The organism is Photobacterium sp. SP02 (genome assembly GCF_038519165.1).
Taxonomy (GTDB): domain Bacteria; phylum Pseudomonadota; class Gammaproteobacteria; order Enterobacterales; family Vibrionaceae; genus Photobacterium; species Photobacterium halotolerans.
On sequence record NZ_JASJOJ010000003.1, the window covers coordinates 101,947 to 127,250 of the forward strand.

Consider the following 25,304-nt stretch of genomic DNA (forward strand, 5'->3'; position numbering starts at 1 on the left):
ACGGGTCCCTGACTGAGAGGTGTTTACTGCCCCCATATTTCTGTCACAAATTCCGGATAATCGACAAACGGGTTGCGGTTGCCCTGGAAACTGTAAGCGTCTTCGTTGCGATCCTGCTCTTTCTGGCTAACCGGGTCCTCCTGGTGCCATTGCAGTAACATCGTCAGGAACCACTCTTCAAACACCTGATCACTGGTTCCGTTCAACACTGCGTCGCCGTATGTGTTATTCGATTCCCAGCCGGAAATCACGTTTTGATAGCGGGTGGCCATATAAAAATAAGCCCGGGCAATGTCACCTTTAAAAGCATCTACAGGCTCAAACACAGTCCCCGAATAACTCAGGCCGGATGCAGACGAACCCAGCTTTGAACCATTATCAGAAGTGTAAGTCGCACTGCCAACTTCGCCGTAAGGATAACTGCTTCGTCTGCCATTCACATAACCATCGGTCGGGAACACATGATGCACATCGGTATTCATCGGTGCTACGGCCCCGCCGAACCAGCTTCGAGGGAAAGAATGCTCGCGGTTGTAACAGTCGCCTTCACCACTATAGGAGCCACATTGATCGTTACCTGGCGTAAAGGTATAGCTATCGGTTCCCGACGGATTCTCCGAATAGATGTCCAGAATAGAGCCGTCATTTTCATAGCTGTCATCCCGTTCATATGTGCTGTAAAACGTCCACAGATCGCTATAGCTCTGAGCACTGTGATCCTTGATGATATTGTACAGTGCTGTTTTCAGTGTATATCCGGTCAATCCTTCAGCCGTCTGATAGTAACTCGACAGATCACTCAGCCCGCCACCTGAGCCTGTTCCTCCTGAACTGCCGCCATCGCTGCCGGTGGGTTCAAACCGATCCACATAAACAATTTCTGAGCCATCAAAACCCGGCTGGTCATAGAAACGTAACCCTACCTCAATACTGGTGGTACTCGCGGCTGTATAGCTATAACTAAGCTGCTGCCACTGGCCGGTAGTTTCAGGTGTGGAATATTCCAGATAACCATCAACATACAAACGTGCGGCCACCCCGCCTTCAGTGTGATAAACCCAGACACTGAATTCGTAAGTTTCCCCATCAGTCACACTGACTGTCTGACGAAAATCCGTTGAACTTTGCGTTCCAGTATTGACGGTTATTGCCGCAGCACTGCTCCCTGAATAAACCTGACTGCTGGTTACATCTACACTGATCCCTGAATCTATAGTGGTCCAATGATCCGGACTCCCATTACTCCAGCTTTCAAAGTCGCCGTTACTGACCTGAGCGACTGCCGCGCCCTGCACTCCGAATGTTAAAAGTCCCAGCAGTGTTATTGCTCGTTTCATGTATATCCCTGTGATTTTTTGTTAACAAAATGTTAAGGCGTTAAAGTTGCACACAAATCTCGATTTATGAACAAAATTATGAATGGGCTATTACCTTTTTGATAACTACATCAAATTAACAACAGAATATGAAACAAACATGAAGAGGTTCGTTGACAGCGTCATTGGCTAAACGATACGGGCAGGCGGTAAAAAATATCCTCAAGAACAGAGTTTTTACTAAGCTGGAAGTAGTACCAATCAGAATCTATGTATGGTCAGATTTTTCATGAAATGTAACAGCCAGTGATAAAGCGAAAATTAACCTAACTCGTGACAATAAATACAAAAAATCCATCTCAATCACGGGTTGTCGGACCGGAAAATATGCAGACCTGTATTTTGGTTGGTATCACTCGGCGTCATCTGAATAGGGGCACTGGACTATGATAAAAACACTGTTTAGACCCGCGTTGGTATGCTTTACAACCGGCCTGTACCTTTCTTTGATTCCCCCCGTATTAGCAGAAGAGCCGCTGATACCCAGCCCTCCTGAGATAGCCGCTGACGCTTGGGTGCTGATGAGCTACCAGTCGGGGCAAGTGATCGCCGGCAGTAATGAGCACAAAGCGCATGCCCCCGCCAGCCTGGTCAAAATTATGACAAGTTATGTGGTCGGAACTGAGCTGAAAGCGGGTCATATTCACGATGACGACAAAGTGGTGATCAGCGAAAATGCCTGGAGTCAAAAATTTCCGGGTTCTTCCGTCATGTTTATCAAAGTAGGCGATGAAGTCTCCGTTGACGATCTTAATCATGGTGTGATCGTGTCTTCCGGCAACGATGCCACTGTGGCGCTTGCTGAGCATGTTGCCGGACATACTTCAGCATTTATCGAAATGATGAACCGCCAGGCTGAAAAAATAGGTATGAATAATACCTATTTTACCAATCCACATGGTCTGGATAATGATCAGCAAGCGACAACCGCTTATGACATGGCGCTGCTGACGCGGGCTTTTATTCATGATCTGCCTGAAATGTATGAAATGTTTAAAATCAAATCATTCACTTTCAACAACATCAAACAAGGCAACCGTAACCCGCTTCTCTGGGACACCAGCCTCAATGCCGATGGCGTGAAAACCGGATACACCAAAGAATCAGGTTACAGCCTGGTCTCTTCAGCAGCACAAAATGATTTCAGGCTGATAGCCGTGGTATTAGGGACAGAAAACGTCAATGCCCGCCGCAATGAGAGCAAAAAATTACTGACCTGGGGCTTTCGTTTCTATCAGGATCTCAAACCCGATTTTGACAATAATACACTGAAAAAAGCCAAAGTCTGGTATGGCTCTCCGTCAAACGTTCAGGTCGAAGTGGGTGATGGCGGCGTTCTTACTGTACCGCGCCGCCAGCGAAAAAGCCTGGAGCACAAGGTCTTCTATAACGCTAACCTGGAAGCCCCTGTCACCAAAGGCCAGCAGGTTGGCAAAGTCGAGTGGTATCTCGACAAGCAGCTACTGACAGTTCAGCCGATTCTTGCCGCGGAAACCTCAGAAAAAGCGCCATGGTACAAATCCATGATAGATACCGTTTGGCGCCCGATTGGACGCTGGTTCAGTGATCAGGACTGGGATCCGAGAACCGAAAAAGCCATCACTGAAACCACGCAATAAACAACATAGCGGCCGGGTCTATTCCAGACCCGGTTTGAGCCAGACGGATTTGAAATCAAACCATCCCATGGAATTGGGCTCCATACCTTGTACCGGACCGGCACTGTACACCCCTAACCAGGCATGAAATAAAGGGATCACCTGCCCTGATTTAACCAGACTCGCGCCTATGTCATGGCTGGGACACACTCTGCCATGCTCTGAACGCCATGCTTTAACGCGCTGATTTAGCAAATCAAATTCATTGTCAGGCATTGCCCGTGAGATATGGTCGAAGCTGTAAAGCCAGGCCAGAAAAGCATCATCCCTGTGATTACTCAGGCTCATGCCATTTAGCCAGATGTCGATTTTATCCGCGTGCTTACCCATCAGCACATCTGTGTTGCTCAGCTCCATCACTTTGAGTCTCAGTCCGTCTTCGGCCAGAACGCTATCGATCGCCCGGGCCAGTTCATGGTAAACCGGATGATGCTGAGGAAACGCTAACGTCACCATGCGTTTAGCTGGAACAGCGGCTTTTATCGGTAGCGGGTTAAGATCGGTCCAGCCGGGTAACAACCCAAAAGCATTGATCAGACGGATATCGCCTGTCTCTGCCGGGTTCATCCTCGACAGCAATTGCATTGGCCCAAACCGGCTCTGAAAATACGCCTGCCACTCAGGATCGCTGGCAAGGCCATTGACTCTGTTTAACAACAGATAGCTGCAACCTTCATCCAGGGTCAGCTGATCGTTCACGTCTTTAATCTGTTCTACAACCCTATCGGTTCCGGGTTGCAGATAGCAGGCGGTGACACCGGTTAATATCCAGATCTCGACCACATCTATCAGGGCCCGGAATCCAAAATAGTGATCGAATGCTTCCAGTGTCAAACGCTGCCTGTCATTTTGCGTGACTTTGTAAGGCCCGGTGCCCACAGGAAACAAATCCGCTTCCTTTTCACTGTCCAGCTCGGCTGGCTGAATCACCGCCATGATGTTGGCCAGCAAATCAGGCAAACGATAATCATCGTGGCTAAGACGAATATCAATGGTATTAGGGAAGGGAGATGAAATATGGCTGAGATGACAAAATAACTGATGTTCTTTCAGGCGTTCGAGGCTCTTTACGACATCCTGGCTGTCCAGCAGACTGCCATCGTGGAAGCGAACAGCAGGACGAAGATAGAACCGCCAGTGGCGGGCAGAAAAGGCCTCCCAGTGATGAGCCAGATCGCCTTCGGTTTCCTCTTTTTCCTCATTAATCCGTGTCAGTCCGTTAAAAATCTGCCGTACAAGATGCTGCTCGGAACGCCGGAGCGGACGAAGCGGATTGAGATTGGTAAACGCGCGGTAATACGGAACGCGAACGATCTGACGCCCTTTTTGTGTGCTCAGTCCAAGCTGTTCCTGTATGAGCTGAGCCAGCTTATTAGCATCGTGCCCCAGCGCTTCCAGAGCGGGTTCCAGTTTGCCATCGGCAACCAGCTTGCGGGCGTGATTATACTGCAGCTCAGTATCCGTGCTATGAAAGACTAACCGTGACTGTTTGCCGCGACCGATAGCCGGTTCCCAGTCGATCCATCCCTTCTCGACCATCTTGTTGATGACCATACGTACATTGCGGCGCGTGCAAAACAGCACATCAGAAATGTCTTGTAAGTTTGTATCGCTGTCCTGACCCGAAAAATGGCTATAAAGTCGCTGGAATTGCGTTTTCAGACGCTGACCACTCATAGAAAAGGGGAACCTTTTAAATTGGGATTTTCAATTTTTTGTTTCCCTATTTTAGTCTACATTGCTGTTACATGAAACCGCCGCATTCAGCTTCTGCCCGTTATTCTTATACAGAATGAAGCACTTAGCTGGCTGGTTTCATTCTATGGCAACCGGATAAAGAAGACCTCCCCCAGTCTTCGGTGCCTGAGTGTTTATCCGGTTGCCTTTTCCCTGCCCGATCAAAAAAGCGCCTTTCGGCGCTTGATGTACACGGCATTCGGTTGACCCGTTTTTCAGGACACGTCTGATGATTTGGTTTGTGATGCTTTAGTTTGTGACATCTGCTGGGATTGCAATTCTTTCAGTTGCTTTTTCAGCGCATCATTCTCATTTTGCAGCGTTTTCTGTCCGGCCAGCAATTCTGTTTGCTCTTTTTTAGCCAGCTTATTGGCTTCAGCCAGTTCCGCTTTGACCGCCCGGAGTTCTTCATTCAGTGATGCCACTTTCGCCGTGCTGGCATCAAGATCGGTTTTCACTTTACGCTGATTGCGCTGTGCCGTTTGCTTGGCTTTCTGTGCTTTTTCACACTCAGACGTCATAAGCGCTAACGCTTGTTCCAACTCTTCCAGTTGCTGAGAATTGTCTGCAGCGGCGCTTTCCTGACCCGTCATCGCCAGCCAACCCGACAGCATATTCTCACTGGCTAACTGCATCATATCGAACGGAAACACCAGTCCTTGCTCTTTGGTTTGCTGCACTTTCTCATTCAATACCTTGTCTGCCTGTTCAATCTGCTTGAGGGTGTTGTCATAGCCGTCGTGTGTTGCCCGGGTAAACTGCTTCGCCGCAATGGCTTCCCATGCACGGTGAACCTGCATCCAGGTTTCAACGTGAGAAAAGTACAGGCTAGGGTCAAACACCGGTGAAGACCATTGTTGTTGCAAAGCCTTTTGTAAACCATTTTCCATCAGTCATTCTCCTAAAGTTGGCTTCAATTTAGCAATTGTCCTTGTGATTCCCTTTCGGGATATGCCCTAAACAACATGGCACACTGTGCGCACAATGCCAGATGCGCATAGTTTACCCACCCAAAATGACAGCATAAAGAACAAAAAACAAGCAGCGCTATGCTTTGATCATTGAATTAGTGAATGTTAAGAGAAACTTGAGAGAAACGTTACACCAAAATGTAACTGTCATATTGTCATGAATTTGCGATGTTAACCCGTTAGCCTCAGGGGAGACATCACACACAGAAGCACCAATTTGCCGACTGTATGAAGAAACTTAAACGCTATCAGTACGAACGCTACGCCATTTTATGCCGACAGGCTTATCCGGCTGACTTTGACCATACCCAGTATGGCTTTGACCCGGCAGGCCGGCGAGATATTACCGACAGATGGGGGCGAACCATTATCCGGGTACTCTGGGGAGAGCAGAATGAAGCCATAGTCGTGTTCAAAGGATCGCAAAACCTGTGGGACTGGCTACTCAACTTTGCGTGTTTTCCGCAAAAGCTGCCAGGAAGACATAAGCCTTATCATGTCCACTGGGGCTATCACTTTCTTCTGGAACAGAAAAGTAAAATAGACTCAAATCGGTACGCAGAGGCGTTCCCCTCCATGTCGGCTTCACAAGAAATTGATTATCTGCAAGCTGCTGATGCAAAGCATTTTCAGGATGAATCGCTCTACCAGCAAATTCGCTCAACCCTGTTACCCTTGATCAGCAACGGAAAAAGGGTGTCTTTCACTGGCCATTCCTCCGGTGGTGCCATGGCGGTGCTGACAGTGGAAAGGCTGGGCAAAGAGTTTCCTGACGCCATCAAACGGGTTGTGACTTTCGGGCAACCGGCGGCCGGCTTCTGGAGCTTCAGGCAAGCCTACAGTTACCATCACTGCACCTACCGAATATGCTGCGATCTGGACATAGTCACCTTTCTGCCGGCTATTCCTTTGATGCACTGGCATGTAGGTAAAATGCTCTGGCTGCACAACGAAAAAATCTACGACAACATCTCGACACCGGTCAGACTGTACAAGTCACTGGTGAGCTGGATATTGCGCCCTATCACTTACCACTATATGCACAAATACATCAGGAATAAGGATTACTTTGATAAACACTGATTCCTGACTCACGCTGAAACAGCGAAATTGTAAAAATTTAACATACCTTCTTTTGCCTGTTTCATGTATCTTTGAGGCTGAATCCAGCAGAAATCGAAGATATGCATTCTCAAATCACACAGTTGCTCGCACAAAAAAATGCCTGGATGGCCAGTCATATTACGGACGCTGAGTTTCCCACAGCGCTCAGCAAGCAGGGGCTCGCCCTCTATCACATCGCGCAGAACGAACTGACAGTCAACTCAGTTCAAGCTGCTGATTTCGCTTCGCCTTCAGATTTGTTGAGTGTCTATCCTGTCGATTGCCACCCTCTCACTATCCGGTTTTCTCTGGTTCATGCCAGCCAATGGCAAAATGAAGAGTCTGACGCTGTCATAGAGTTTCTGACGCAAATCATGCTGGAGACCGACTGTCCGGCCCAACTGTTCGTGGGGTTCTATCAGGGGAAGCCTGCAGCCTGCGGTATGCTGTTTACCGACCCGGACAGTCCGACAGACACCTTAATCAGCGACATCTGTGCGCTTCCGCTGCCAAATCATGATGAACTTGTCGCTGCTATGACAAGCTGGCTTATTCAGCAAGCGTCTGAGAAATCTGAAACGTTGTGGTTATGCTAAGCCCGCCAGTCTGTACTTTGCTTGCCGGTACAGACTGATCCATCGCGCCATTGCTGTTTCCCCCTGACACCTGCTCCCACCCAGATCTCATCCCTGTAATTACTGTTAGCTAAATTTCACTTTTTCGAGTTATTTCTCAATTATCCTTATTTTTCTGTTGGTTAGCGTTAACTTTCATCTTAAAGAAACAACTTCTTAACATAAGCACACCTATCATTTCATCGGGAGAATGATTCTCTTTAATTAATCAACAAGGACACTGGCGATGAAAAAAATGTTATGGACAACTTTGTTATTGTTGTCATCCTTCACTCAGGCAGAAACGTTAAACGTCATGGCGTATAACACGCTGTTACTCTCTTTCGGTGATTGGGATCAGGCCAATCGCGCCCAGCGGATACCCGCTGCGATTTCTGCCCTGAAAAACTTACCCGATGTGCTGATCATCAATGAAGCCTTCAATCCAGATTCCGAAGTCATGCTTAATGAACTGGCGTCTCTGTATCCATATCAAACACCGGTTGTGGGCTTAGATTGCAGCGGCCGGGGATGGGATGCATTAACCGGAGATTGTTCCAACTCTGTTGTGGTTGTGCGTGGCGGTGTCTCAATATTGTCCCGCTACCCCATTGTGAGCCAGAAAGCGCATGTTTATCACGCCAGCGACAACAGCACCTGGGATTATTATGCCAACAAAGGCTTTGCCTACGTCGAAATTGACAAAAATGGTCAGCGCTTTCATCTGCTTGGTACACACCTGCAATCCAGCACTGACAACCCGGATAAAGAACACCCGGTGCGCATGGCACAGCTGGCTGAAATGCAGAGTTTCATTTCAGCACAAGCTATTCCGACCTCAGAGCCCGTTATTATTGCAGGCGATCTGAATGTGGAGTGGAGCCGCCAGGATCAGATTGCAGACATGCTGACAACGACACAAAGCCAGCTGTTTTTTCCCGATCCGAGCACCGGCAGCTTCTCTGCCAAATACAATTGGATCACCAAATCTGGTGCGTACAGGGACGGTTACTCACTCAACTACAACGATACCCTGGATTATGTCCTTTGGCATCAAGACTACCTGCAACCCTCAGTACCAGCAGCAATGAAAGTGGTGAAACTGCAAGCCGATGAACAATGGTACTGGCATTACCTGAAAGGCAAATGGCCATTACCTGAAGGTGAGTTCTGGCATAATGGCTACTACAGCGATCTGTCTGATCATTACCCAGTGCAGGCTGAGTTTGTGTTCCCGGATCAATAAAAAAGCGATTAAAACGCCAAGAAAAAGGAGCACCTGAGTGCTCCTTCTGCCTGTTTGCCTGAGTTAAGTTTTGACGAACCGATCAGCGACTGACACTCAACAAGGCTTTTGCCAGGTAATCCAGTTTCTGCTCCTGCAAACCCGCAATGTTAATCCGGCCGTCACCCACCGCATAAATGCCGAATTCATTACGTAACTGAATAATTTGATCCTGACTTAAACCTGTGACGGAAAACATCCCTTTGTGCTTTTCAATGAAATCAAACGCATCGGAGCCATTATCCCGCACCGCTTGAGTCAAACCCGCACGCAGACGCCGCAGACGCTGATTCATTTCCGTCAGCTCGCTTTTCCAGGTGGCGGTCAGAGAGTCATCATTGAGGACAGTCGCCACCAGAGCCGCACCGTGATCAGGTGGCATAGTATAAGAAGCACGCGCCAGCTGCAGAATTCTGCCCTTGGCTTTCTGAGCTTCTTTCAGAGAATCACTGATGATAATCGCCGCCCCCGTACGCTCGCGGTACAAACCAAAATTCTTGGAGCAGGAAGTAGCAACAATCATTTCTTCCACATTGTCAGCCAGATGGCGTAAACCGGCCGCATCCTGCTCCAGCCCGTCACCAAATCCCTGATAAGCGATATCAACAAAGGGCAGGAAACCATTTTTATTCGCCAGCTCAGTGATTGCCTTCCAGTCATCAAATGAAATGTCCGCGCCGGTCGGGTTATGGCAGCAACCATGCAGCAATACCACATCTTTAGGGCCGGCTTTCGCCAGCTCTGCCAGCATCGCTTCGCTGTTAACTTGTTTGGTTGCGGTATCGAAGTACGGATAGAACTTCACTTTCAGGCCAGCCGCTTCCATTACCGGCTTGTGGTTGACATAACTGGGGTTTGAAATCCACACGGTTGTGTCTGGTTGAGCCAGATGCATCAGATCGGCCAGCATACGCAGTGCGCCACTGGCGCCCGGGGTCTGTACCGCAGCAGCACGCTGATAAGCAGAGGTATCTTTGATGAGTAAATCCATCATTGCCTGATTGAAAACTTCATCGCCTGCTAACCCCACATAGGCTTTGGTTTTCTGTGTTTCCAACAGACGCTGCTCAGCCTGAAATACCGCCTGCATGATTGGCGTTTCACCTTGGCTGTTGCGGTATACACCGATACCCAAATCCATCTTCTCAGAACGGGCATCCTCGCGGAACATTTGTGTCAGGGATAAAATTGGATCGAGTTGTGCTTCAGTAAGCTGCTTGAACATCTGTGAAATTCCGTTTTGTTATTGCGACTTTCCTCAAATTATCATGCACCTTACCCAAGGTCACTACCCCAGCTCAGAAATAGTCCCGCCAGTGTTTATCCAGATTAACAGCACCATGTAATGAAATTGTTACATCCTGAATTGATCTGGATTAATCAAAAGCCAATAAAGCTTGCAAGGGTTGACTCAGCACCTAAATTTAAAGCATGAGGGGTAGATCCAACCGGAGGCCATCATGAAAAACAGCGTTGATGTTCGCGCCTTACTAACCGCCTATGAAAAAATAAAAACACTGGGAACACCCGTCGAAAACGGCAAACAGCTCGATGATATTACCTGTACAGAGAGCTACGACGGATACAGCGTCAGCCTGTCAGACGGTAATGTCAGTGTTGATGTTAACTTTCATAACACTTACCACTTCCATACTCTGAATGAAGATCCAGACACAGTCATTAACCAGACAACGACCGATTTTCATCACAACAATGAAACCCAGATTCAGGCTTTTTTGAATAAGTTGCACGATTTAAATACACGTTATTAATGTCTTACCTAAAGTCGCTCTGCCGGCTTTAGGTTTTACCTTTTCCTGACATTATCCCGCCACAGCTTGATTAAGCTGGAAACATAGACACAGTTGAAAGGTCTAGTTAACCGGAAAAGCTGTAACGAACTTTGTGCCCCATCCAGTAACAAAGTGCATCAACAGCGTTTTCTGTCAATGACTCAGTCGCCACATGCGGCGAACGAGCCATCACTCAGAACAAAAAAAAGAAAGAGAGAAAAGAATGAACGCTGAAATATTGAATAAGCAAGAGCAGGAGCGAGTTATCGCTGCTTTGAATGAATGTTACCGTCGGTTGGAAGCTGCTGAACTGACCCCGCAGGAAATTTCACAAGAAGGCTTCAGCCTGATGTTTACCTCGGCCTACAAAATGATTGATTGCTGAGATTGAGCGCTAAACGTCCTCAGTTCCCCCTGCTGATGTTTACGAAATAAAAAAGGAGCGCATTGCGCTCCTTTCCATTTTTACCAACAGGTTTCTCTGCTGACAACAGCCATTAACCACGGTAATAACGCTGTGGTACAAACGGCATTTTCTCTACTGTCATTGGCAGTTTCTTACCGCGAACTTCCGCGAAAATCTCAGTGCCAATCGTGGCGAGCTCAGTTTTTACATACGCCATGGCAACCGGGGCTTCTTTCGTCGGCCCAAACGTACCGCTGGTCACAATGCCGATTTCATTATCGTCCGCATCAAACAGCTTGCTGCCTTCACGCACTGGCGCTTTCGACTGACCAATCAAACCAACACGTTTGCGGGCTACATCTTTGGTCTCAATCTGATTCAGAATCAGCTCTGCGCCAGGGAAACCACCCGCACGTTCACCGTCAACGCGGCGAGGCTTACTGATACCCCATAACAGGCTGGCTTCTACCGGCGTGGTCGTGGTATCAATGTCATGACCATACAGGCACAGGCCACACTCAAGGCGCAGTGAATCCCGTGCGCCCAGACCAATCCACTCGACTTCGCCGTAGGCCAGTAAGGTACGCGCCAGCTCTTCCGCTTTATCTGACGGTACGGAAATTTCGTAACCGTCTTCACCTGTGTATCCAGAACGGCTGATATAGCATTCTGCGCCCAGCAGGTCCAGTTTAGTGGCATCCATAAACAGCATATCGCTGACGGCTGGGTTCAGCCGCGCCAGCACCTCAGCGGCTTTCGGGCCTTGCAGGGCAAGCAGCGCACGATCGTCAATGATTTCCAGCGTCACATCAGCAGGAAGGTGCGCCTGGATGTGCGCAATGTCTTGCTCTTTACACGCCGCATTGACCACAACAAACAAGTGGTCACCAAAGTTGGTCACCATCAGGTCATCTAAAATGCCGCCGTTTTCATTGGTAAAGAAAGCATAACGCTGCTTGCCTTCCGGCAGATCAATGATGTCGACAGGGACCAGTGTTTCCAGGGCTTTCGCCGCATTTTCACCATGTAAACGCAGCTGACCCATGTGGGAAACATCAAACAAACCGGCTGATTCACGGCAATGAATGTGCTCTTTACGCACACCCAGTGCGTATTGCACTGGCATGTCGTAGCCTGCAAACGGAACCATTTTGGCACCCATCTCAATGTGAAGGGCATGCAAAGGTGTAACAAGAAGATCCTGAGACATTGATATTTACTCCATTCACCGCACAGCGGCTGTTGCATCAATTTCTGTGGCAGATTGACTTAACCTGTCACTGTGTAGATGTTGCTAGCAGGTAGATAAACTGTATCTCTTGTTTCCAATAGTAGATAAAGTTTCTTATCTCTCAACCTAGCCGTTCTCAAAGTGCGACAGAGACGGTGTTTCCTCCCTCTGCCATTGTGTCTGTTTCCGCGATAACACGACGGTTATGACGCTGTCACCCAAAGAATAAGGGCGTCTTCATCGCTGACTGACACCAGCATGTGCCCCATGGTGGCATCGTAATACACTGAATCACCTTCACTCAGGCGTACCGGTTCATAGAACTCCGAAAAAAAGGTAATTTTCCCCGACAGCACAAGTAAAAACTCTTCGCCGTCATGCCGGATCCAGTCTGAATAATCATCAAAATGACGGGCACGAACCCGCGACTTAAAAGGCATCATTTTCTTATTGCGTAACTGGGTCGCCAGCAATTCATGCTCATAGGTCGTGGTGGGATGTGGCTTGCCTTCACCCTGGCGAGTGATATCTCTCCGCCCGGTGGCAACCAGCTGCTTGGGCGGCGCAAACAGTTGCGGAATATCTATCTGTAATCCGGTGGCCAGTTTCTGCATCGCCTGGAAAGTCGGCGAGATTTGTTCATTCTCAATTTTAGACAAGGTTGAACGCGCCAATCCGGTGCGCTTGCTGGCCTCTTCCAAGGTCAGACCATGAGCCATACGTATTTCTTTCAACCGCTTGCCTAACTGCAACGGCTCAATATTCTCTGACTCCCGTTCCCTGGCGACAGTCAGTGATGGGTACGGATCCACTTGCTGTTCATCACTACTCATTTTGCCCTCCGAGGCACGTCTTTCAATCATTCTTACACAAGCTGTTAACAAGTGGGAAGCCAGGCAAAGGCAAAACCATGACCTACACAACATATTTGAAATAAAGTTTCCAATAGGAAACACAAGGTAAACCCTGACGCTTTTTCCAGGGCCAGACACTCAGATTTTCCAACGCAGATATCGTTACAATGACAACGCAAAAAGCAGCATAATCGGCCATCAGAGTGCATGATTACTGGCATCAGCCACTAAAAAGAATTAGAGCTGACACACATTTCCGCCAGATAAATAGCGAAAATTTGGTCCCTATCATAGAAATTTACATGACAAGAAGCAAACGTTTGCGTAAGATTGCGGCCACTAAAGTGAACGATAATCCACTATTGGAAATTCTGGTTTGATCCGTTATCAATAGAAACGTATGTAACGCACTTGTTAGGCAAATGCACTTCGGTGCTTCGCTTAAGCCAGGGAAGCGATAACAACGAGACATAACGACATATACCGCTCTGCGTACCGATATCACCGTACAGCACGAACCGGTTCAGAGCGCGAATTGAGGATAACGTGAAATGAAAGCTTCATACCAAAACCACGACTTGGAAATGTTCTTCTCAACCAACCTTGCCGAGGTTGATGGCGCAGTGAATGCCGGTATTGCCGCAGAGCTGAACCGCCAGAATCAGCAAATTGAGCTGATTGCCTCTGAGAACATCGTCTCCAAAGCCGTCATGCAAGCTCAAGGCACCTGCCTGACCAACAAATACGCTGAAGGTTACGCAGGACGCCGTTACTACGGTGGCTGTGAGCATGTTGATGAAGTTGAGCGTATTGCCATTGCGCGCGCCAGACAGCTTTTCCAGTGTGAATACGTCAACGTTCAACCGCACTCGGGCGCCCAGGCAAACGGCGCTGTCATGCTGGCACTGCTGCAGCCGGGCGATACCATTCTGGGGATGTCTCTGGATGCCGGCGGCCACCTGACTCACGGTGCGCGCCCTGCCCTGTCGGGCAAATGGTTCAACGCCGTTCAGTACGGCGTACGTCAGGGCAGCTGCGACATTGATTACGATCAGGTGCGCGAGCTGGCACTTGAGCACAAACCCAAAATGATCATTGCCGGCGGTTCTGCGATTCCGCGTCAGGTGGACTTCGAAAAATTCCGCGCCATTGCCGATGAAGTCGGTGCCTATCTGATGGTCGATATGGCGCACATCGCAGGTTTGATTGCAGCCGGTGAACACCCGTCACCCCTGCCGCACGCGCATGTTGTCACCACAACAACACACAAAACCCTGCGTGGCCCTCGTGGCGGTATGATTCTGACCAACCACGAAGACATTAATAAAAAGATCAATTCTGCCGTGTTCCCAGGCCTGCAGGGCGGCCCGCTGATGCATGTCATTGCCGGTAAAGCCGTTGCCCTGGGTGAAGCGCTGGAACCCGAATTCAAGTTGTACATCAAAAATGTGATCAACAATGCCAAGGTGTTGGCAGAGACGCTGCAGGCACGCGGTTGTGACATTGTCACTGGCGGCACGGATACCCATCTGATGCTGGTTGACCTGCGTCCGAAAGGCCTGAAAGGCAATCAGGCGGAAGAGGCACTGGAACGCGCCGGTATCACCTGCAATAAGAACGGTATCCCGTTTGATCCTGAAAAGCCTATGGTGACATCAGGTATCCGCCTCGGTACACCGGCTGGCACCAGTCGCGGTTTTGGCGAAGCCGAATTCAAACAAATCGGTGAGTGGATCGGCGATGTGCTGGATGGCCTGGCAGCCAGTCCGGACGATAACAGCGAAACAGAACAACGCGTGAAGCAGCAGGTACAGAAACTGTGCAGCCGCTTCCCGCTGTACCAGTAAATTCATTTTAATGTGACAGAAAATGGTCGGCAGGCAGCTTTCGATTCCCGCCTGCCCTCACAAATAACAAAGATGCAGAAACATTGCGCGAGGAGATTTAAATGAGCAACCTAAAGTTTACTGAAAGCCACGAGTGGGTCCGCGACAACGGCGACGGTACTATCACCATGGGTATCACTGACCACGCTCAGGGCCTGCTGGGCGACGTGGTTTTCGTAGACCTGCCAGAAGTGGGCGACAGCACCGAAGCCGGTGAGTCTTTCTCTCTGGTTGAATCTGTGAAAGCGGCCTCTGACATTTATGCCCCTGTGACAGGCGAAATCGTTGAGATCAACGAAGAGCTGAGCGACAGCCCGGAACTGATCAACGAAGCACCGTTCGAAGGCGGCTGGATTGCTAAAATCAAGATTGCTGACGTTGAAGAACTGAGCAAACTGATCGATGCTGACCAATATCAGGCGGCTATCGAAGAGTAATGGAACACCGCGGCTTTCAACACGAAAGCCGTTTTTCCACCCAAGAGAATTCTCGCCATTGCCCAGATATTCACTGGCAATGTGTAGTAACTGTTCAGGAAAGAACCATGACCGACATGAACCTTTTACATGCACTCAGTGACGACAAAGCTTTCGCTGCCCGTCACAACGGCCCAAATGACGCACAGCAGACAAAAATGCTGCAGACCATTGGCGCCGACAGCATTGACAAGTTGATTGAAGAAACTGTACCGGCTTCCATCCGTCTGAAAGAAGCGATGAAGCTGGATCAGCCACAAAGCGAAGCAGACATGCTGTCTGCGCTGAAGACTGTTGCCCGTAAGAACGTCATCAACCGCAGTTTCATCGGTCAGGGTTACTACAACACCTTAACGCCGAATGTCATTCTGCGTAACGTGCTGGAAAATCCTGGCTGGTACACGGCTTACACACCGTATCAGCCAGAAATTTCTCAGGGCCGCCTGGAATCACTGCTGAACTACCAGCAGATGATCATGGATCTGACCGGTATGGAACTGGCGAATGCCTCCCTGCTGGACGAAGCCACTGCAGCCGCAGAAGCCATGACCCTGTGTCAGCGTGCCAGCAAGAGCAAGAGCAAAGCCTTCTTCATCTCTACCGACCTGCACCCGCAAACCATCGACGTGGTCGTGACCCGTGCAGAATACATAGGTATTGAGATCATCCGTGGCCAAGCTGAAGAGCTGGGCAACCACGAGGTATTCGGTGCGCTGGTTCAATACCCGGGCACAACAGGTGCTATTGCCGATCTGACTGACATCATTGAAAAAGCACACGCCAAGAAAACACTGGTGGCGGTTGCTTCTGATCTGCTGGCACTGACTATCCTGAAAGCGCCGGGCGAAATGGGTGCTGACGTGGTCATCGGCAGTGCACAACGCTTCGGCGTACCAATGGGCTTTGGTGGCCCGCATGCTGGCTTCATGGCAACTAAAGATCAGCACAAACGTACCATGCCAGGCCGTGTTATCGGTGTATCAAAAGATGCCAAAGGCAATCAGGCGCTGCGTATGGCGATGCAAACGCGTGAGCAGCATATCCGCCGCGAAAAAGCGACCTCCAACATCTGTACCGCTCAGGCGCTGCTGGCCAATATGGCGGCCTTCTATGCGCTGTACCACGGTCCGGAAGGCCTGCGTAAAATCGGTCGCCGCGTTCACCACCTGACGGCGATTCTGGCTGCGGGTCTGCGTAACGCGGGTCTGGAACTGGTGAACGATACCTTCTTCGATACTGTGACCATCAACTCAGGCAAACAAACCGATGCTATCTACAAGAAAGCACTGGCTGCCGGTATCAATCTGCGCAAATACAGCGACAAGCTGGGTGTCAGCCTGGATGAAACCACCAAAGTCACTGACGTCGAAGAACTGCTGGAGATCTTCACCGGTCAGGCACTGAAAGCCACTGCTTTCACAGACGATATTGCCGCTGACGAATTTGCCGCTATTCCGCAAAGCTGTCGCCGCACTACAGAGTTCCTGACTCACCCTGTGTTTAACCAGTACCACAGTGAAACGCAAATGATGCGTTACATGAAGAAACTGGAAAACAAAGACTATTCTCTGACCCACGGTATGATTCCGCTGGGCAGCTGCACCATGAAGCTCAATGCCGCAGCAGAAATGATCCCTGTGACCTGGCCTGAATTTGGCGGCTTGCATCCGTTTGCACCGGCCGATCAGACTCAGGGTTATCAGGAACTGGCGAGCAAGCTGTCTGAAATGCTGTGTGAAATCACCGGCTACGATGCCTTCTCACTGCAGCCTAACTCTGGCGCGCAGGGTGAATACGCCGGTCTGATTGCCATTCAACGCTACCATGCGGCCAATGGCGACAGCCACCGTAACGTGTGTCTGATCCCAAGTTCGGCGCACGGTACTAACCCGGCTTCTGCTGCCATGGTCTCGATGAAAGTTGTGGTGGTTGGCTGTGATGCCAACGGCAACATCGATGTCGAAGATCTGAAAGCGAAAATTGAAAAACACCGCGATAACCTGTCGTGCATCATGATTACTTACCCGTCGACGCACGGTGTGTATGAAGAAGCGGTGCGCGAAGTGTGCGAACTGGTTCATGCTGCTGGCGGTCAGGTTTACCTGGACGGCGCCAACATGAACGCTCAGGTTGGCCTGACCAACCCTGGTTTTATCGGTTCGGACGTCTCGCACCTGAACCTGCACAAAACCTTCTGTATTCCACACGGTGGTGGCGGTCCGGGTATGGGACCAATCGGTGTGAAATCACACCTGGCGCCTTTCCTGCCGGGCCATGTTGAATCAGTGAAAGCAACCGAAGGTGCTCAGTACGCAGTTTCTGCTGCCGAACTGGGTTCAGCCTCGATTCTGCCAATCTCTTACGCTTACATTGCGATGATGGGATCTGAGGGACTGACGCAAGCCACGAAACTGGCCATTCTGAACGCTAACTACGTGATGGAGCGCCTGCGTGATCACTACCCTGTGCTGTACCGCGGTACTCACGGCCGTATTGCGCACGAGTGTATTATCGACATCCGTCCGCTGAAAGAAGCCTCTGGCATCTCAGAAGAAGACGTCGCGAAGCGTTTGATGGACTATGGCTTCCACGCGCCGACTATGTCTTTCCCGGTCGCCGGCACCCTGATGATCGAGCCGACCGAGTCGGAAGATCTGACCGAGCTGGATCGCTTCTGTGACGCCATGATTGCCATTCGTCAGGAAATCGCCCGCGTGCAGTCTGGTGAGTGGACGCTGGAAGACAACCCATTGGTCAATGCACCGCACACTCAGGTTGATCTGATGGATGCGGAATGGACCCACGCTTACAGCCGCGAGCTGGCTTGCTACCCATCCGCGCACAGCAAAGGTGCCAAGTACTGGCCAACCGTCAACCGTGTTGATAACGTCTTCGGTGACCGTAACCTGGTCTGTTCTTGCCCTGGCATTGAGAACTATATCGAGGATTAATCAATCCTGATAGCGACGTAAAACAAAGCGAGGCGCATGGCCTCGCTTTTTGTTTATACCCCACACAGCAATAATTCATGCTTCTCTACTTCCTACCGGTTAGCTTTGTGAAGTGAGCAACAACCGGATCCCAAACACCCCAAACAGGCTTGCCGTAAAGCGGGATAACCATTTCTTGGTCGCGACACCAACTGACAATCTATGGCTAAGCGACGCAGAAATCCAGGCGATAAAATGGCACCACAACATGCCGTTAACGTTAAAAATCAGTCCGAGAACGATAAATGCCAATGCCTTATTATCGCTGGATACCGAGATAAACTGCGGCATAAATGCCAGAAAGAAAACAGCGATTTTGGGGTTAAACAGGTTGGTGATGAATCCCTGATAGTAAATTCGCTTCAACGATGCCTTTGGCTTTTTCATTACCTCAGTATTACCGGCCGCACTGCTGCTTCTGAGCATACTGATTGCCATATAGATAAGGTATGCCCCACCCAGCACCTTAACCACAGTAAACGCGGTCGCAGAAGTGGCCAGCACAGCGGATAATCCCAGGGCGGCGGCGACAATATGGATCAGCGTCCCGGAACCAATCCCGAGCGCAGCCGCAGAGCCCGCTTTAAACCCCTGCGTTGCCGCTCGCCCGGCAATCAGCAACGAGTCAGGGCCGGGAATCATATTCAGTAACAAGCCGGAGACAACAAACAACCATAAATTCTCAATACCCAACACTTTTCTTTCTCTCCTCGCTTTACACCCGGAAACTGCTCAACTCAGCAACACAACTACTGCAACCCAATGATCCGATGTCAACATTCTCTCGGGATGACCAGAAACCCGCACACTGATTAGCCGACGCACAATATACGGAAAGAGAAACACAGAAAAAAGCACTAAATCATACCAAATCGCGACAGAACCACACTGTCATTGTATGAATCAGATCGCATAATTATTCATTCACACCGTCTACAATCTCTCCAGCCATATGAATGGAGAAGATTATGCCTGGTGCATTTGCTCATATATCAACCGTCAATAAAGCTTCTGAGAATACAGCGCTCAGAAATCTGAACGTTCCGAAACACGTGAAGAAAACGCTGTCTCAATACAAAGCGTTCTTAGAATTTGGCTGTGTCAGCCCAGATTACCCCTACCTTGCAGTCGGAAATCATGCTCAAAATAAATGGGCGGATGAGATGCACTACAACGAGGTAGGTAAATTCATTGCTACCCTGATCGATCTCATCAAAAGACTGGACGAGCGCAACCAAGAGAAAGCATTCGCGTGGTTGTGTGGGTTTGTTGCTCATGTGGCTGCGGATATCACCATCCACCCGGTTGTAGAGCTGAAGGTTGGCCCTTACAGTGAGAACGCCAAAGATCACCGGATCTGTGAAATGCATCAGGATACTTATATTTGGTATAAGGTCATGAATTTAGGGGACATTGGTCTCGCAGACCGGGTAAAAGAAAATATTGGCAGCTGCGTGGATGATAGCAATGAGGATTCCATCGATCTGATCATTCATGATGTCTGGCAGACTGCCCTGGTCGCGGTTTACCCTCTCTATGCTCAAGAGTGTCCACCAGACATTAACCGCTGGCATCACGGTTTTCAATTCGTGGTTAATAACGCAGAAGAATCCCACAAACTTTTTGCCTGGGCTCGACATGTTGCCTCTTCGCAAGGCCTGACTTACCCGCTTTCAGAAGAAGTAAATCGTGAATTCATCGCAGAATTACAAACCCCGCATGGCATCCAACACTATGACGAGGTATTTGAGCGGGCCGTGTCGACCATCCAATTGTTTTGGGAGAAAACGGCTGAGGCTGTCTTTGAAAATGGGCCCACAGACTTCTTTAAGGACTGGAACCTTGATACTGGCCAATGTGAAAACGGTGTATTAACCGCATGGGAAAAATTATGAAACTGTTAATCAAGCTCGCTCTGTTGATGGCATTAACGTCATGCTCCGCCCAGGCAGAGTATTCCGATGAAACCATGTATGACCTGGCGTCTATCTTAAAAGATGTCGCACAAGCAGTAGATGGTGAGATTAAGTTTGGCGAGATAAACAATCTTGCTGATGACCAAATCATTGCGAAAGCCATGTCTTCCGCACCCGACAAACTGGCTAAACTCAACGAGTATCAGGTGATTTTAGAGATTCAGGGCGATAATGCCGTGATGTTGTTGTGCGACGGTGATGTGGCACTGATGGAAGATGCTGGCTGCAACACTGCTTTTGACAATAGCTACTGGCATCAGCCTCAGCACAACACATGTAAAATTTCGCTCAGCGCCAGTTCTGTCTGCACTGAGTAGACGCTCCTGAACGAGCCTCTCAGGCGCACGACCGGAAGTGAATATCATCAAAAACCGCCCAACGGTGAGCGGTTTCTGATGTGACTTCTTTATAACGTCACTGACTTCAGTGCTTATTTCACTTGAATCGTTACGGCATCAGACTCCGGCCATTCTATCTCGGTATCATTCAGATAACGGTCAAAGAAAGTCCCCACACTTTGTTTCACAATCGCGTGCATCCGATCGCCATCAATCCCTGAAAAATAACCAACAACACAGAGCGAAACTATTAGTTTCAGAGGCGCAATCCACCAGTAAACACTGTCAATCTTCCATGTAATTCGATCATGATCACATAGTTGCATATATAAGTACCACATTAATTCCATTTCAGCGCTGAATGGGCAAGTATCCCTGCCGATACTACGGATTGATGAACCATAAAAACCTTATTTCTTGGTTATTACATCTACATTACTGCTACAAATAAAAACAATCGAATCAATAAACAGGTGGTACAACAGAGGATCGTTATGTCAGCTCTCATTTTATCCAGTAAAAAGTTTATATTGTCTATTCAGCACCGCATCCGGGAAACATATTTTCAGGGAGACAGCATCTTAATCACAGAACAGTTATCTGCAGAAAACAGAAGCGAACTGACATCTCAATTTGGTGTGATCATCGAATTGGATCACTATTTTTCCCACCCGGCGACTGAGCTTTTACAGCGATTAACCGATAATGGGGTGCTGCCTGCTATTGAAACTGTCATCGCCTTTTCCGAAGGAGACATACTTAGAGCAGCGCACATCCGTGAAATTCTTGATATTCCCGGACAGCGTTTTGACCAAGCCATACTGTTCAGAGATAAAATCCTGATGAAACAGCATGCCGCCCGTTATGGCGTGGTCACCGCAATGCCGCAGGATGCCAATCAGGTTGCCAATTGGCAGTCGTTACCTTATCCCGTCGTGATAAAGCCGAAATCTGGCCGCGGCTCCCAGCAAACGCTCAAAGTCACCTCTTGCGAACATTGGGCTGAAATCGGTACCGACATTGACCCAACGGATATGATCATTGAACCCTTCATTGAAGGGGAAGTCTTTCACGTCGACGGTCTGGTAGTAAACGGAAAAATGTCTGTATGCAGCCCTGCCAAGTATGTGGGGAACTGTATGGATTTCGTTGGTGGCCAAAGCCTTGGCTCGTACACTCTGTCTGAATCAAACCCTCTTTATCGCCCTTTGACTGAATTCAGCAGATATTTACTCGAACATGTCTTCCCGACTCCTGAGCACTCCCTCTTCCATATTGAATGCTTCGTGGGAAACGATCAGCACATCACCCTGTGTGAGATTGCCTGCCGGTTAGGAGGCAACGATCTTGTCACTGAAGTTGAACTGGCTTACGGCGTGAATGTCGTTGAAGCCTATTTGCATGCCGAATTCAACTCAGAGTCACTTTGCCCGCAAGCCATGACTCCGGGGCAGCTCGGAGGCCGATTCCAGCTTCCGCCACAAACAGGCCGTTTGAGCTGTTCCGGAAATCCCCCCTTCAGACATGAGGGAATCGTCAAATTCCAATCCAGAGCAATTTCCGGACAGCACTACAATGCCATGACTATGTCAAACGATGCTCTGATTCACGTGATTGTCAAAGCTGATAGCGAAGCGAGTATGGAAAAGATTTTCCGCGACATTGCGCAATGGGCTGCCAGCGAATTCATCTGGTCTGCAGAGGCTGAGGAGGTGACATCATGCATGCAGAGTTAATTGCTGTGGCAAGAAATCCGAAGTATCGCCATTTCTGGCTGGCGAACATCATGAGTAACAGCGCAATTTGGATTCAGAATACAACCTCTTCAATCGCTTTAACGCATTTGTCGACCTCCCCTGCCGTCAACTCGCTGGTACAGGTCGCAGCAACCTTACCCTTCTTGTTGTTTGGCATTCTGGCGGGTCAGATTGGCGACAGATTCAGCAAGCCTCTGGTTCTGACTGTCGCTCAGCTCAGCCTTGGCCTGGTTTCGTTAACCCTAGCAGCCGCAACCTGGCAGGGGCTGCTTTCCCCGGCATTGCTGGTTGGGGTGACGGCTGCATTCTCTGTCGCAACCGTCTTCCGCATGCCCGTTGCACAGGCAGGGATTGCGCTGACCGTGCCCGGCGACCAGGTCAAACATGCGGCTGTCCTCAACAACCTGGGTTTCAATATTGCCCGTGCTGTCGGCCCTGCCGTCGCAGGAACATTGCTGCTTATGCTGGCTTACTATCAGGTTTACTTGGTCACGGCGACTTTGCTGCTTGCCGTTTCAGCCTATTTTTTCCGGGGATTTTACAACGAACGGACGGCCAGTACCGACCAGCCCGCTTTTGTATCCATTCGTAATGCGTGGCAACAAATTTCTGCCTCCGGGCTGTTTCGCCGCTGCACATTTGATGCCTGTGTTTTGTTCTTTGCTGGCAGCGTGATCTGGTCAATGATGCCTTTTATCGCCAAATATCACTTAAACCAGAGCACGGCCGGACAAGGCACCTTGATGGGAGCCACAGGTCTGGGCGCACTGTTAACGGTTATCGTATTACCGGCTGTGCTGAAACTTCGCCACAATCACCAGGGTTACTGGTTGTGCTATAGCCTGATGATCTCGTCGATTGCCACCATCTGGCTAAGCAGTAATCTGACTGTCATTTTCGCTGCTCTCATGGTTTTTGGGCTGAGTTGGAGCATGGCAGTCACCTTGCTCAATGGTGAGATTCAATCCTCTTTTCCACGGCAAATCCTCTCGCGTGTCATCGCGATATACCTGATTGTCATGTATCTGGCTCAGGCAACCGGTTCATTCTGGGCAGGCCTTATCAGTCAGTTCTTTGAGACAGATTCGGCCTTGCTTTTCTCGGTGGCTGTTTTAGTGCTGGGGCTGGGGTTACGAAGCTTACTTTTTACTTCCACTGATGCATGTGAGGAATAGAATGATGAAACGAATCACCTTAACCCTTGTCGGCGGCGGAGCGTCATCACTGGCCTTTCTTGATGCTTTTACTCGTCACTGGAACTGTCAACCCAATCAGGATGTTGTGATTTTTGTCATTGAGAAAAAAAGTGTCTGGGGTGTGGGTAATGCTTATACGGAGGATAGTCATTCCAATCTTCTTAATACCCAGGCAGGTGTGATTTCCGGACTGCCCGATCTACCCGGTGACTTCATGCACTGGCTCAAAGCGCACGAGTCAAAATGGCAACCGGATTATCCAGATTTCACCATTGAATCATCCAGCTATGCTCCCAGAGCGTTATTTGGCCGCTATATGCAAGATCGGTTTTACCGGGTTATCCGGCAAGCGGCCGAAAAAAACATCTTCATTTTGACGGTTGCAGCAGCCGTTTCCTCAGTTGAGATTTGTTCCGACTCTACCGGATATAGCATTTCCACAGAGTGCGGACACCAATTAAACAGTGATGCTGTGATTCTTGCTTGCGGCACACATAATAAAATCATGGAGCATTCACAGCACTCAGCGAAAGTCTTTTCAAGCCCGTATCCCGTACGTTCAGTGACCCGTGCCATTGACCTTAATGACGACGTCGTCATCGTCGGCGCCCGGCTCAGCGCTATCGACGTCGCCATTGGACTACTTGAACGCGGCCATAAAGGAAAGATCCAGTTCCGATCACGAGGTGGTTTTTTCCCAAGTGTGCGGGGAACGCAAGGGACATATCGAAATCAATTTTTATCTCCGGGATATATTGAACGGAACTTCGGGACAGTAACGCTTGCTGATTTAGCTCGGTTATTCCAGCAAGAACTCAACCATTACCGAAAACATAATGAAGATACACTGGAATCGCTGCAGTTCCCTACACCACCCGTGACTAATTTTCACTACTTTCTCAGCACAGAAATTGAACTCGCCAACGGGCCCAGAGGCTGGCAAGCGATTCTTTACAGCGCCAATGCTGCATTAGATATTATCTGGCGCAAGCTGATCGAGGAAGATAAACAGCGTTTCTTCACTGATAGCTGGTCTAATGCCATGGCACTACGGGTATCTATTCCGAAAGAGAATGCAGTAAAATTATTTAACGCTGTCAAGTCCGGGCAATTAAGCTATCAGGTTGGCGTCGAGACTAATCCGCAGGCTGATGCCATTGTGTATGCGACCGGGAATGCGCGGGATCTCACTCAGGCAGACTCGCCTCTATTACATCACTTGTTTGAGTCAGGACTTGCCGTCAGTCATCCCCATGGCGGGTTACAAATACTCAATAAAACCTATCAGGTTCTTGATGACAGAGGATTCGCACATGCCAACATTTTTGCTTTGGGTGAAATCACTAACGGAAACTTCTTATTTACCAGCGCTCTGGATCTAATTGTTGAACATGGATCACGATGCGCCACTTCTGTGATTGCTTCACTAACGCAACCTGAACCGCCTGTAGAAGAACTCCCCAGGAAACAGGAAGTCAGCAATAAAGTATGCTGAAACCGTTTATTCAGCGTTAGAACACTCATGACCACTGTCTTTGACTTCCAGAAGCTGGATTAGTGGCCCTCGTGAAAAATCCCTTCATTGCAAAAAAACAGGCGGCTTGAAAAAGGCCGCCTGTGTATCACAACTTTCAATGCTCAAATTTTAATGTCACT

At 49.2% G+C, this 25,304-nt stretch carries 21 protein-coding genes; 14 read left to right on the plus strand and 7 right to left on the minus strand.

What is annotated here, in order from left to right; translation table 11 throughout:
- Positions 1–23: 23 nt before the first annotated feature.
- Positions 24–1,337, minus strand: a complete 1,314-nt coding sequence (locus P0Y67_RS02355) for an endonuclease (RefSeq protein WP_342390585.1) — start codon at positions 1,335–1,337, stop codon at positions 24–26.
- Positions 1,338–1,762: 425 nt separating this feature from the next.
- Between P0Y67_RS02355 and P0Y67_RS02360 the strand changes: the two genes are divergently transcribed.
- Entirely contained in the window at positions 1,763–2,995 is a 1,233-nt protein-coding gene (locus P0Y67_RS02360; protein ID WP_342390586.1) for a D-alanyl-D-alanine carboxypeptidase family protein, read from the plus strand.
- Positions 2,996–3,013: 18 nt separating this feature from the next.
- Here the strand turns inward: P0Y67_RS02360 and sgrR are convergent, their stop codons facing one another.
- Positions 3,014–4,711, minus strand: a complete 1,698-nt coding sequence (gene sgrR / locus P0Y67_RS02365) for an HTH-type transcriptional regulator SgrR (RefSeq protein ID WP_342390587.1) — start codon at positions 4,709–4,711, stop codon at positions 3,014–3,016.
- 275 nt (positions 4,712–4,986) lie between these two features.
- Complete coding sequence (locus P0Y67_RS02370; protein ID WP_027251075.1) at positions 4,987–5,661, minus strand: hypothetical protein; 675 nt, start codon at positions 5,659–5,661, stop codon at positions 4,987–4,989.
- A gap of 309 nt (positions 5,662–5,970) precedes the next feature.
- On the opposite strand from P0Y67_RS02370, the gene P0Y67_RS02375 reads away from it, so the two are divergent.
- The 3 genes from P0Y67_RS02375 to P0Y67_RS02385 all read left to right on the plus strand — a co-directional run bounded on the left by P0Y67_RS02375 (position 5,971) and on the right by P0Y67_RS02385 (position 8,706).
- On the plus strand, positions 5,971–6,825 hold the full coding sequence (locus tag P0Y67_RS02375; RefSeq protein ID WP_027251074.1) for a lipase family protein: 855 nt from the start codon (positions 5,971–5,973) through the stop codon (positions 6,823–6,825).
- Between the two features lie 101 nt (positions 6,826–6,926).
- Complete coding sequence (locus tag P0Y67_RS02380) at positions 6,927–7,442, plus strand: hypothetical protein (RefSeq protein ID WP_342390588.1); 516 nt, start codon at positions 6,927–6,929, stop codon at positions 7,440–7,442.
- 265 nt (positions 7,443–7,707) lie between these two features.
- Positions 7,708–8,706, plus strand: coding sequence for a sphingomyelin phosphodiesterase (locus tag P0Y67_RS02385; RefSeq protein ID WP_342390589.1), 999 nt, complete (start codon positions 7,708–7,710; stop codon positions 8,704–8,706).
- A gap of 82 nt (positions 8,707–8,788) precedes the next feature.
- On the opposite strand, the gene P0Y67_RS02390 is transcribed toward P0Y67_RS02385, so the two are convergent.
- On the minus strand, positions 8,789–9,970 hold the full coding sequence (locus P0Y67_RS02390) for an amino acid aminotransferase (protein ID WP_027251071.1): 1,182 nt from the start codon (positions 9,968–9,970) through the stop codon (positions 8,789–8,791).
- Positions 9,971–10,205: 235 nt separating this feature from the next.
- On the opposite strand from P0Y67_RS02390, the gene P0Y67_RS02395 reads away from it, so the two are divergent.
- Positions 10,206–10,517: a DUF3081 family protein gene (locus P0Y67_RS02395; protein ID WP_027251070.1), complete on the plus strand. Its 312-nt coding sequence runs from the start codon at positions 10,206–10,208 to the stop codon at positions 10,515–10,517.
- Between the two features lie 244 nt (positions 10,518–10,761).
- Positions 10,762–10,923, plus strand: a complete 162-nt coding sequence (locus P0Y67_RS02400; RefSeq protein WP_169449965.1) for a hypothetical protein — start codon at positions 10,762–10,764, stop codon at positions 10,921–10,923.
- Positions 10,924–11,035: 112 nt separating this feature from the next.
- Here P0Y67_RS02400 and gcvT read toward each other — a convergent pair whose 3' ends face one another.
- Both gcvT and P0Y67_RS02410 read right to left on the minus strand, forming a co-directional pair.
- Positions 11,036–12,154, minus strand: a complete 1,119-nt coding sequence (gene gcvT, locus P0Y67_RS02405) for a glycine cleavage system aminomethyltransferase GcvT (RefSeq protein ID WP_342390590.1) — start codon at positions 12,152–12,154, stop codon at positions 11,036–11,038.
- Positions 12,155–12,378: 224 nt separating this feature from the next.
- Positions 12,379–13,008, minus strand: coding sequence for a helix-turn-helix domain-containing protein (locus P0Y67_RS02410; RefSeq protein WP_027251068.1), 630 nt, complete (start codon positions 13,006–13,008; stop codon positions 12,379–12,381).
- 572 nt (positions 13,009–13,580) lie between these two features.
- Here P0Y67_RS02410 and P0Y67_RS02415 point away from each other — a divergent pair.
- The 3 genes from P0Y67_RS02415 to gcvP all read left to right on the plus strand — a co-directional run bounded on the left by P0Y67_RS02415 (position 13,581) and on the right by gcvP (position 18,342).
- Complete coding sequence (locus tag P0Y67_RS02415) at positions 13,581–14,876, plus strand: serine hydroxymethyltransferase (RefSeq protein WP_027251067.1); 1,296 nt, start codon at positions 13,581–13,583, stop codon at positions 14,874–14,876.
- Positions 14,877–14,977: 101 nt separating this feature from the next.
- Positions 14,978–15,352 carry a glycine cleavage system protein GcvH gene (gene gcvH / locus P0Y67_RS02420; RefSeq protein ID WP_027251066.1) on the plus strand — a complete coding sequence of 125 codons (375 nt, stop codon included), beginning with the start codon at positions 14,978–14,980 and terminating at the stop codon, positions 15,350–15,352.
- A gap of 107 nt (positions 15,353–15,459) precedes the next feature.
- On the plus strand, positions 15,460–18,342 hold the full coding sequence (gcvP, locus tag P0Y67_RS02425) for an aminomethyl-transferring glycine dehydrogenase (RefSeq protein WP_342390591.1): 2,883 nt from the start codon (positions 15,460–15,462) through the stop codon (positions 18,340–18,342).
- 99 nt (positions 18,343–18,441) lie between these two features.
- Here gcvP and P0Y67_RS02430 read toward each other — a convergent pair whose 3' ends face one another.
- Complete coding sequence (locus tag P0Y67_RS02430; RefSeq protein ID WP_342390592.1) at positions 18,442–19,077, minus strand: LysE family translocator; 636 nt, start codon at positions 19,075–19,077, stop codon at positions 18,442–18,444.
- A 272-nt stretch (positions 19,078–19,349) separates the two neighbouring features.
- Between P0Y67_RS02430 and P0Y67_RS02435 the strand changes: the two genes are divergently transcribed.
- The 5 genes from P0Y67_RS02435 (at position 19,350) to P0Y67_RS02455 (ending at position 25,143) form a co-directional block, all read left to right on the plus strand.
- Positions 19,350–20,276 carry a zinc dependent phospholipase C family protein gene (locus tag P0Y67_RS02435; RefSeq protein ID WP_342390593.1) on the plus strand — a complete coding sequence of 309 codons (927 nt, stop codon included), beginning with the start codon at positions 19,350–19,352 and terminating at the stop codon, positions 20,274–20,276.
- The gene (locus tag P0Y67_RS02440) at positions 20,273–20,674 is read left to right on the plus strand and encodes a hypothetical protein (RefSeq protein WP_342390594.1); all 402 of its coding nucleotides are present in this window, start codon (positions 20,273–20,275) and stop codon (positions 20,672–20,674) included. The genes P0Y67_RS02435 and P0Y67_RS02440 overlap by 4 nt, the downstream gene beginning before the upstream one ends.
- A 515-nt stretch (positions 20,675–21,189) precedes the next feature.
- The gene (locus P0Y67_RS02445) at positions 21,190–22,431 is read left to right on the plus strand and encodes an ATP-grasp domain-containing protein (RefSeq protein WP_342390595.1); all 1,242 of its coding nucleotides are present in this window, start codon (positions 21,190–21,192) and stop codon (positions 22,429–22,431) included.
- On the plus strand, positions 22,416–23,627 hold the full coding sequence (locus P0Y67_RS02450) for an MFS transporter (RefSeq protein ID WP_342390596.1): 1,212 nt from the start codon (positions 22,416–22,418) through the stop codon (positions 23,625–23,627). The genes P0Y67_RS02445 and P0Y67_RS02450 overlap by 16 nt, the downstream gene beginning before the upstream one ends.
- Before the next feature lie 4 nt (positions 23,628–23,631).
- Positions 23,632–25,143, plus strand: coding sequence for an FAD/NAD(P)-binding protein (locus P0Y67_RS02455; protein ID WP_342390597.1), 1,512 nt, complete (start codon positions 23,632–23,634; stop codon positions 25,141–25,143).
- The last annotated feature ends 161 nt before the right edge of the window (positions 25,144–25,304 follow it).